Origin of the sequence: Leptolyngbya sp. Heron Island J (assembly GCF_000482245.1) — a bacterium.
Classification (GTDB): domain Bacteria; phylum Cyanobacteriota; class Cyanobacteriia; order Phormidesmidales; family Phormidesmidaceae; genus Leptothoe.
The window spans coordinates 80,890-90,443 of sequence record NZ_AWNH01000005.1 but is presented as its reverse complement, the minus strand read 5'-3'; the positions used below and the strand labels follow the sequence as shown (position 1 = coordinate 90,443).

General features: G+C 49.7%; 9 protein-coding genes. 5 read left to right on the top strand and 4 right to left on the bottom strand.

Features of this window, described 5'->3' with window-relative positions; translation table 11 throughout:
- Positions 1-79: 79 nt before the first annotated feature.
- Both ltrA and N836_RS40720 read right to left on the bottom strand, forming a co-directional pair.
- Positions 80-1,807, bottom strand: coding sequence for a group II intron reverse transcriptase/maturase (ltrA, locus tag N836_RS40725; RefSeq protein WP_031291219.1), 1,728 nt, complete (start codon positions 1,805-1,807; stop codon positions 80-82).
- Positions 1,808-2,384: 577 nt separating this feature from the next.
- Positions 2,385-2,828 carry a Uma2 family endonuclease gene (locus tag N836_RS40720; RefSeq protein WP_235071000.1) on the bottom strand — a complete coding sequence of 148 codons (444 nt, stop codon included), beginning with the start codon at positions 2,826-2,828 and terminating at the stop codon, positions 2,385-2,387.
- Positions 2,829-3,102: 274 nt separating this feature from the next.
- On the opposite strand from N836_RS40720, the gene N836_RS40715 reads away from it, so the two are divergent.
- A complete protein-coding gene (locus tag N836_RS40715) occupies positions 3,103-3,696 on the top strand; it encodes a Uma2 family endonuclease (protein WP_031291215.1) in 594 nt (197 codons plus the stop codon).
- 159 nt (positions 3,697-3,855) lie between these two features.
- Here N836_RS40715 and typA read toward each other — a convergent pair whose 3' ends face one another.
- Complete coding sequence (gene typA, locus N836_RS40710) at positions 3,856-5,652, bottom strand: translational GTPase TypA (protein WP_023070246.1); 1,797 nt, start codon at positions 5,650-5,652, stop codon at positions 3,856-3,858.
- A 380-nt stretch (positions 5,653-6,032) separates the two neighbouring features.
- Between typA and N836_RS40705 the strand changes: the two genes are divergently transcribed.
- The 3 genes from N836_RS40705 to N836_RS75535 all read left to right on the top strand — a co-directional run bounded on the left by N836_RS40705 (position 6,033) and on the right by N836_RS75535 (position 8,199).
- Complete coding sequence (locus N836_RS40705; RefSeq protein ID WP_023070244.1) at positions 6,033-6,380, top strand: DUF760 domain-containing protein; 348 nt, start codon at positions 6,033-6,035, stop codon at positions 6,378-6,380.
- A 56-nt stretch (positions 6,381-6,436) separates the two neighbouring features.
- Positions 6,437-7,633 (top strand): A/G-specific adenine glycosylase, encoded by a 1,197-nt coding sequence (gene mutY, locus N836_RS40700; RefSeq protein ID WP_023070243.1) that lies wholly within the window; start codon positions 6,437-6,439, stop codon positions 7,631-7,633.
- Between the two features lie 371 nt (positions 7,634-8,004).
- A complete protein-coding gene (locus tag N836_RS75535; protein WP_152532017.1) occupies positions 8,005-8,199 on the top strand; it encodes a hypothetical protein in 195 nt (64 codons plus the stop codon).
- A 151-nt stretch (positions 8,200-8,350) separates the two neighbouring features.
- Here the strand turns inward: N836_RS75535 and N836_RS40695 are convergent, their stop codons facing one another.
- Positions 8,351-8,689 carry a hypothetical protein gene (locus N836_RS40695; protein WP_023070242.1) on the bottom strand — a complete coding sequence of 113 codons (339 nt, stop codon included), beginning with the start codon at positions 8,687-8,689 and terminating at the stop codon, positions 8,351-8,353.
- A 303-nt stretch (positions 8,690-8,992) separates the two neighbouring features.
- Between N836_RS40695 and N836_RS40690 the strand changes: the two genes are divergently transcribed.
- Complete coding sequence (locus tag N836_RS40690; protein ID WP_023070241.1) at positions 8,993-9,487, top strand: hypothetical protein; 495 nt, start codon at positions 8,993-8,995, stop codon at positions 9,485-9,487.
- The last annotated feature ends 67 nt before the right edge of the window (positions 9,488-9,554 follow it).

Below are 9,554 nucleotides of genomic sequence, written 5' to 3'. Positions count from 1 at the left end.
TGTTGTTGGGTAGGAGAGAAGAGCCTCACAGCCCCTCTCCCCCCTCAGAACCGGACATGATAGTTTCCTCTCATCCGGCTCAAGCCTCCTGCAATCGAGAGGCAGCGGCTGCCTGTCCATGCACTTGCCTGTGACAGTGAGCATGTAAAAGTTCAAGATTCGCATTCGTATCCCGTCCTCCCAGTTTAACTGGATGAAGATGATGAGCATGGATACCTCCCCTTGGAGCGACCAACGCCTCACCACACTGGGGGCAGCGCCACTGTTGCCGCTGTGCCAGCTGATAATATTTGGAGCCTTTGGCCCAATACCGCTTGCCATGCTGCAATTGCCGCTGCAGCCAATAGTCGCGAAGGTTGGGGTTGTCCGGGGAAGCGGAGCCTTTAACTTTGATATGCCGGTGAATGGTCAACGAGTCCAATCGAAAGAGTGAAATCGTCTTCTGATGACCGGCCAAAGTTTGAATCGTCGCGGCGAATGCCCAGTGCCGATGGCCTAGGGTTTGGAAGTAGCGCTTGGCCACCCATGTTTTGGATTTATTGGGATGCCGTCTAAGACACCATCGCCAAATCGCTCTCCAAATCTGGTCATCCATCGCATTGAAGACTCGCTTGCTAACGACATGTCGGTAGTAGTGTCCCCATCCTTGTAACCGAGGATTGAGAAATCGAATCACGAATTCTGGCGGGGTGTGCAGATGGGCCTTGAGCCAAGCTCTGACCTCATGCAGTTTGGCGTTCACCTTGTCTGCTTGAGGTGTAATCAGGCACTTTCCCCGTCGCGATTGAATGTGAAATCCTAAGAAGTCGAAACCTTCATCCTTATGGATAATGCGAGTCTTCTGAGGATGCCATCGCAGTCCGCGCACCGCCAGCCAATCCTGGAGAATCGGAATCACCGCGTCAATGGCCTCTTTGCTGCGGGCCGTCACCAGAAAATCATCCGCGTAGCGAATGAAGCCATAGCGACTAACCTTGCGTTTCCCTCGTTTGCCCGAGGCAGGCACCCTATAGGGCTTGATATCATGGAACTGCTTGAGCAGGGCATCCATGCCATCGAGTGCAATGTTGGCCAAGAGTGGCGATATCACGCCACCTTGCGGCGTTCCCGCTGGGGTGGAATGAAACACGTCCGCTTCCATGTATCCTGCTTTCAACCATTGTTTTATCAGCTCTCGACCTGGGCATTGCCCAATCGCTTGCAGAATAAAGTCATGGCTGATGTTGTCGAATGCGCCTTGAATATCGGCATCTAACACCCAACTGTCGTGACCTTTGTTCAGACGAATCCACGTCTGGTCTATCGCATCTTGGCAACTGCGACCGGGGCGAAACCCGTAGCTGTTAGCCTCGAAGCGTGCTTCCCAAGACGGTTCCAATGCATTCTTAACCATCGCTTGCGCGACACGGTCTCGAATACAGGGAATGCCTAACGGGCGTTGTTTGCCGTTGGCTTTGGGGATATAGATCCGTTTGGCCGGGCGTACCTGCCCTAGGCTGTACACGTGCATCTGATGGACCAGTTTTACCCGGTGGTCCGGCGTTAAAACCGTTTGACCATCAATGCCTGCGGTGGTTCGTCCGGCGTTGAGTTCACTTACTCGTCGCACTGACCACAACAGATTTGTGTAGCTGCGCAGCATCAGTTTCATCAAGCTTCTCACCCGATTCCACTGGTGTTTCTCGGTCGCCTGATAAATTCGCTGTCTCAGGTTCCGCACACGTTTGTTAATGCTCTTCCAATCTAAGGAAGACCAGTCCGTTAACGGTGGCTTTGCTCCGATGTCGTTGCCGACTCTATCTTTCACAAAGATTAGGTTCCCTTACGTTGGTTTATCAGTTGAGACCCCCTGGAAGTCAGCACCCTTTCAGGTCAAGGTAACGTTTGAACCTCTATCTGCGGCATTACCCACAGCGTTCGCTTTCTCCAGATTCCTTTACCCGCTGGGTCTCTCGGCATTCCTTACGGTTTGCTTACTTTGATAGGTCAATCCCCTCAAAGAACCCATCGGGTTTACCGTGTTCCGCACCTATGAGAGTCAACTGTTTCGGGTTCCATCTATATTCCGGTGGGAGTGCGAATTCTTCACTATCAACTGATCGACTTTGATAGCTCACCCACTTACCTTTTGGTCAGAGTGTTTCAGCCTCTTTCACTCGGCTACTGTAACGAAACGTATGATGATTCACTGGCGTTAACCCTTAACAGTCTTCGTCTTGCATTCCCACCGGTTGGAGGCTATCAGTGGTCTTGCTTTCGTGCCTTGCATTCCATTGCGTTCATTACTTACTAACAACGTAGGCAGAGTCAGTGACTCCGTTACGTGACGATGGGGAGAAGAACATCCCCAGAGAGGACGACCTCTCACTCAATAAGTGCAACTTTCACGTCGCACCAACCAGCCAATATTCCGCAATACCCATGGCCTCATATTCGACAAACTTGTGTCCATAGTCATCCCGCCAGTTGGTACTCACTACCTCAACAACCAAAGGAGCCGTTTTACCATCTTGAATTACTGAAGCCATGGGCCAGAGAGGTTCTTGCTTTAATAACTCACGATTTAGGATGACCACATCAGACATATAGCCCGATCCTTCTGCATGGGGTTTAACTAGACAGGTACGAGGAATCGAGTAGGGTAAATTATTACGCCGAATTTCAAAATTGAATTCTGCGCTCAAAAAGCCACCGATATCTTCATGGGGGCCTGTTGGCAACATCTCAACCACAACTCCCTCAATCAATTCATACCGACGGCCATCGTCTGGATACCATTCCAGAAAAGCCTCAAAATTCATCGGGCTTGTTACCCGCGCCTGAACCATAAGGAACCCTCAGCTCGTTATGAAACCTGGGTTTAAGCCTAGCATAGGCTCACTTTACTCAGTAGAAATCAAAGGTACAAGACCATTCGTAAACCTTCATCTACAGCTTCTTTCAAATGGCCAGGTAACGATGGGCCAATGAAATAGGGATGACTGCATTTGTGTACAGGTCTGTCTCTCAACTTCTATCAATTGCAGGTTTGCTGTACCAACATGAATGTCTATGACTTTCATGTCAGCTAAAATAAGCGCAGCACGTCCCCAGGCTGATGCTATGGTTGCCTTGCATTCTCTACCTTTTGATGCCCAGACCCTGAAACGCTGGAGCGTGGATGAATACCACCGCATGGCAGAGGCCGGACTATTGGCAGAGTGCGATCGCACCGAACTCCTGGCAGGACAAATCATCCTGATGATTGCCAAAGGAACACCCCACGTTACCGCCCTACGTTTGTTGGCAAACGCTTTAGATCAAGCATTAACAAATCAGCCATTCTTCGTCAGTACCCAAGACCCCATTCAACTCGACGACTACTCAGAACCCGAACCTGACTTGGTAATCGTCAAAGGTGACTTTCTAGACTATGCAGCCCATCACCCCACCCCACAAGATATTTGCCTGGTGGTCGAAGTAGCGGATTCCACCCTCAAGCAAGATTGCGAAGTTAAAGACAAACTTTATGCCCAAGCTGGAATCAACGATTACTGGGTCCTGGACCTTCCCAATCGTCAGCTCCACATTTTTCGCACACCTACATCTATGGGATATACCAGTCACCTAATCCTCAAACAAGATCAACAAATCTCTCCTCTCGCTTTTTCAGATATTGTTCTTTCGCTAGAAGAGTTGTTGCCTCCAGAACTGTAGATTGGGTTCACCCAAACCCATACCTTCAAACTTACTCCCATAAGCTCTGCAACCCAACACCCATTTTAGGTCCCACCAGCCATCTCTACCTCCAAAACAAAAGGGTCCTGATAGCACACAATCATCAGGACCCCTTATAAAACACGAATCAGCTAACCCTTAACGCTTCTTCGCCAGCTTCTTCTTCGGCATCTTGCGCAGACGAATCGACTCAGGTGTTACCTCCACCATTTCATCCGAGGCGATGTACTCTAGAGCCCGCTCTAGTCCCATCTCCTGGGGGGACTGCAGCTGCACTAGCTCATCTCCACTAGCTGCCCGGTGGTTGGTTAGCTGCTTAGCTTTACAGATATTCAGCTCCAGATCTTGAGGACGGTTATTCTCGCCAACAATCATGCCCTTATATACCTTCGTACCAGGCTCAATAAAGAAGATACCTCGATCCTCAGCATTCTTTAGAGCGTAGAACGTGGCCACACCTTCCTCAAAGGCAATCAGCACACCGTTGCGGCGAGCACCCACATCACCAGACATGGGACGATAATCCAAGAAACTATGGTTCATGATGCCCTCACCCCGAGTCTGGCGCATAAACTCACCCCGGAAGCCAATCAGACCACGGGCAGGTACCACAAACTCAAGCTGGGCGCGGCCATTGCCATCCACCATCATGTCCTGCATTTCACCGCGACGTTGACCCAGACGCTCCATACAGCCACCCACAGCATCTTCAGGCACATCCATTACCAGCTGCTCATAGGGCTCACAGGGCTGGCCATTGACTTCCCGGAAAATCACCTGCGGCTGAGACACCTGGAACTCGTAGCCCTCACGACGCATGGTTTCAATCAAAATACCGAGGTGAAGCTCACCACGACCGGATACGCCAAAGCGGTCGGGGGAATCGGTTTCTTCTACACGCAGGGCAACGTTAGTTTCCAGCTCGCGCATTAAGCGATCGCGAATCTGACGAGAGGTAACAAACTTACCTTCTTTACCTGCAAAGGGAGAGTCATTCACGGCAAAGGTCATCTGCAGCGTGGGCTCATCCACCTTAATCAGCGGCAAGGCTTGGGGATTGTCAGGAGATGTGAGGGTTTCACCAATGTTGGCATCGGCAAAACCGGCGACTGCAACGATGTTGCCAGCAGTAGCTTCTTCAATGTCAGTCCGCTGTAGGCCTTCAAAACCCATCAGCTTCGAAATTTTAGACTTAACAATCTTGCCGTCTTCTTTGACTAGCGCAATCTGCTCACCAGCATGGATCGTGCCGTTGTGAACCTTACCGATAACAATACGCCCTAAATATTCGGAGTAAGCCAGTGTAGTTACCTGCAGCTGCAAAGGCTTGTCAGAATCACCAACTGGTGGTGGAACATGATGCAAAATCCCCTCAAATAGAGGCTGCATATCCTTATCTTCGTCTTCTAGCTCATTTTTGGCATAGCCAGCCAAACCAGAAGCAAACAGATAGGGGAAATCACACTGATCGTCATCAGCACCCAGCTCGATAAACAGATCCAGCACCTTATCCACAGCACCCATGGGCTCTGCCCGTGGGCGGTCAATCTTATTCACGACCACAATGGGACGTAAACCTTTCTCTAGAGCTTTTTTGAGTACAAAGCGGGTTTGAGGCATCGGCCCTTCGTTCGCATCCACAATCAGGATGCAACCATCTACCATCCCGAGTACGCGCTCAACCTCGCCACCAAAGTCAGCGTGACCAGGGGTATCAATAATATTGATCAGCGTGTCTTTGTAGTGAACTGCTGTGTTCTTAGAAAGAATGGTGATACCACGTTCACGCTCCAAGTCATTGGAATCCATGACACATGTGGGGACATCTTCGCCTTCCCGGAAAATACCGGACTGTTGAAGTAGAGAATCGACCAGGGTTGTTTTGCCGTGGTCTACGTGGGCGATGATTGCAACGTTGCGGATGGGAAGGCTCATTAGGTTGGAACTTCCAGAACTAGCGGTGTGATGTTTCGTAAAAAACCTTAACAATTGTAGCTTAGATAGCAGCGATGTCAGCTAAAGGGGTCAGGGATTCCTGATTGTTCAGGCAGCAGACAACTGGAGGTAGACCTGATAGAACAGGCCCTAGTCTTTGGCAAGTTTTCCATTCCCAAGTCTTCAAGCTCAGGAAATTACTAACTCTCCCGGTAATGAATATTGCTAGTCATTGCCCACAATCTAGCCCTAGATCTGATAATCCCCACCTCTCAGTTCGGTTCTGCCCACTACGGCCAAACAAATGGCTTTGTTAAAGTGGCACTACAGCGGCAAACAGCTCGCCAGCCGCTACTAGCCACGTTTCGAGTGAGGGAATTATGACTAATCAGTCAAACGACAACACCAATGCTGGATTTATGAGCGGAGCTGCTTTACAAGACAATTCTTTAATGCAGTACGTGCAATCTATGGAGCCTGAAACGATTGCTCAGCTTTCACGTCCTGTATCTACCGATGTCATGCAGGCAATGGAGCACAACATTATTGCGTTGCTGGGTGGACTACCATCTGAAGGTTTTAATGTTTCTGTCACTACTAGCCGTGAGAATCTGGGTCGCTTGCTGGCTTCGGCCATGATGGGCGGATATTTTCTCAAGGGGGCTGAACAGCGCCTAGCCATGGAAACATCGATTATGGATAGCATAGGCACTGATCTGAATGAGTGATTCATTCTAAACTGCTCGCTGTAGAATGCTTACCCATGGCATGAGCAAACACAGCAGTGGGTAAAGCTAAGCAAAAACATAGGGTGCGTGATAGCGCCACAGGCAGATATGCCTCGAAGCAGAAGTCTTTACCCAAGACCTCTGCTTCAGGCTTTAATGGGACTTTAAATCTGGAGAAATCAGCCCCAGCCCTGCGTCAGGCTTTGCTGAGTTGGTATGGCGAGCAGGGGCGGGACTTGCCCTGGCGGCGTAGTCGAGATCCCTACGCTATCTGGATTTCGGAAATCATGCTGCAGCAGACCCAGGTAAAGACAGTGCGGCCCTATTACCAACGCTGGCTGGCTATGTTTCCAACGGTGACCGAGTTAGCCCAGGCCGAACAGCAAACTGTGCTGAAAGCTTGGGAAGGGCTGGGCTACTATGCACGGGCTCGCAACTTGCATAAAGCCGCCCAGCTGATCGTGGAACAGCATAATGGTGTCTTTCCAAGGGAATTTGAAGACGCGATCGCACTTCCCGGCATTGGTCGCACCACGGCAGGTGGTATCCTAAGTGCCGCTTACGATCTCCCCGTCGCAATTCTGGATGGTAATGTGAAACGGGTATTGGCCCGTCTGGTGGCTCTGCCCCAACCGCCCGCTAAAGCCATCAATAGGCTGTGGCAGCTGTCCGAACAGATTTTGGACCCACAGCAACCCCGTGACTTTAACCAGGCCATCATGGATCTGGGCGCTACTCTATGCACCCGCCATCAACCATCGTGTCTGCTGTGTCCCTGGCAACCCCACTGCGCCGCCTACCATCAAAACCTACAGTCTGAATTACCCATGACCGAATCTCGCGCTCCATTACCCCACAAGCAAATTGGCGTTGCCGTCATCTATGACAACGATGGCCGTATCTTGATCGATCGTCGTAAGCAAGAAGGTTTGCTTGGCGGTTTATGGGAATTTCCTGGCGGCAAAATTGAACCCAATGAAGCCGTTGAAGACTGTGTTAAGCGAGAAATTAAAGAAGAACTGGATATCGAAATCCAGGTGAATGATCGGCTAATTACGGTAAATCATGCCTATAGCCACTTCAAGGTGACTCTAAATGTGTTTAACTGCACCCACCTCAGTGGCGAGCCTAAACCTATTGAATGTGACGAAATTAAGTGGGTCACCCTGGACGAGATTGAGAGCTATCCATTTCCTAAAGCAAACGGTCAAATCATTGATGCAATTAAGGAACAGGCTATGCAGAATAGCTAGGAAAGCCGTTCAAAGGTCACTTTGTGTAAACAAGAATTTGTTAGTAACCTCCAGGATTAGGCAAGTTTTGCCATTTTTTAGGAACAATTCTGTCTGATTGTCGAGGGAAAACAATGCCTATGCTCAGATCTGCTAATATCTCTAATTTTTCTAAAGGTTTTAGTCATAGTTTTGGGGAACAATTCTGATTCAGCCCGGATCGTAGGCGATGTCTATCTTACGAATATTGATCTCCTATGACCTGTAAATCTCAACACTATTCCCCGAGAAGAGAAGAAAGAGCCCCAAAGATGCATCTCCAGGGCTCGGAATCAGGGTGCATCTACCAATCCAACATGCTCGATCTGTTGGGTTCTATCCGGAGTTGAAGGATGACTTCACTAAGACTTCAAACAATGTTGGATGTCATCCGGGAGTTGATAAATTTTCTAACTAATCTCTATGGCCAGGTTGCATTATGCACTGAGTACTGTAATGGCTATCGTATCTGTACACGATGGCGAACAGAATTTGGGCTGCGATCGCAATCCAGCAACTATTCACCGTGGATGCCTGAATCACCTTAGTCGCCAGCGCTTATCCTCTGATATGTTGGCCAATCTTAAAAAAATAAACCGGTCGTCCTAGGGCTGCGTATGATAACACCAATCTCAGCAATGGCAACACCAATAAAAACTGGCAACAACTTAAACGATGTTGCTAACTTCGCCTAAAGAATTAGGAATCAGTTGTTATTTCGTCGAGTCTTGCCTCCAGAGTTGAGACTCGCTCTTGCAATTCGATGATCAAAATTGCCAGGGTATCAAACTGTTGATCCAACGATGGTTCATCAGGAGCAGGTGGTGTGTTGTCTGTAACAGGCTGACGCCCCCCGGCTCTAGGTATTTGGGACTGCAGACGGTTGACCTGGGACTGGAGCGATCTCACCTGTGACTCTAACCGATTCAGCCGAGGATCTAACAGGGCAGGCGATGCTTTTACGGGTCTTAACCAAAGTCCCACTAGCAATAGGGTGGCTACACAAAACCAGAGAACGGGTTTAAACAAGATTTTCATGGGTGAGAATTATACCGCTTGGCCACATTTTAGCGGCTGCATCTTGCTCCAGTGATCGCCAGCTTGACAACAACCCAGCTTGATAACAACATTTGAGCCATCAACTCTGAGAATGATTGTTGATGGTCTCGTCTAAATCTCGCCATCTCAAAAAACCGATCGGCCCATTCTCTCCCCACAACACATCATTCCACAGGTTGCTCAGATAGACCGGTAATCACCACAGCCAAAAGGTGGCCAACAAGGAATAATAGAACCTATCGGGATTTGCCCTACTTTGGAACCGTTATTAGTTCTATACCCATGAGATACCTTGTCGCTGCTTTTTGCGATCGCACCAACGCCGAAGAAGCCTATGCCAGGCTAGAGTCCAGCAATTTTTCCATGGACGATGTCACCATTCTCGGTAATGGGTATCAGACCACCGATGAGTTTGGCCTGCAAAACCCCAAAGAAGCCGCCTGGACTCAGGTGAGGCGGATGGCCACCTGGCTGGTCCCTTTTGGCTTTGGGGGCGGCTTTGTATTTGACACCATCACCGGCCTCAATACGTTTCAGTGGACGGGCACTTTGGGCAACCAAATCCTGGGGGGCTTCCTGGGCGCGGCATCGGGTCTAATGGGCAGCTTTTTTATCGGCGGTGGACCCACCCTATTGTTTAACGATAATGAAACGCCCTATCGCGATCGCATCGAAGCTGGAGAATATCTGGTCGTCGTCAACGGCGGTGAAAGCATCATCACCCAAGCTGCTCGAATTCTTCAGGCTCTAGAGCCCGAAAGTCTCGAAGCCCGATAGCCATCGCCATCACACCGCGCAGGCACACCCTGGTGGTTTCCCCATGCTCATTCCACTGTAGGGAGAC

Coding starts and splice junctions, on each gene's coding strand:
- N836_RS40720 (WP_235071000.1), bottom strand. CDS start 2,828: ATGGTTCAGGCGCGGGTAACAAGCCCGATGAATTTTGAGGCTTTTCTG.
- N836_RS40715 (WP_031291215.1), top strand. CDS start 3,103: ATGGTTGCCTTGCATTCTCTACCTTTTGATGCCCAGACCCTGAAACGC.
- typA (WP_023070246.1), bottom strand. CDS start 5,652: ATGAGCCTTCCCATCCGCAACGTTGCAATCATCGCCCACGTAGACCAC.
- N836_RS40705 (WP_023070244.1), top strand. CDS start 6,033: ATGACTAATCAGTCAAACGACAACACCAATGCTGGATTTATGAGCGGA.
- N836_RS75535 (WP_152532017.1), top strand. CDS start 8,005: ATGACTTCACTAAGACTTCAAACAATGTTGGATGTCATCCGGGAGTTG.
- N836_RS40695 (WP_023070242.1), bottom strand. CDS start 8,689: ATGAAAATCTTGTTTAAACCCGTTCTCTGGTTTTGTGTAGCCACCCTA.
- N836_RS40690 (WP_023070241.1), top strand. CDS start 8,993: ATGAGATACCTTGTCGCTGCTTTTTGCGATCGCACCAACGCCGAAGAA.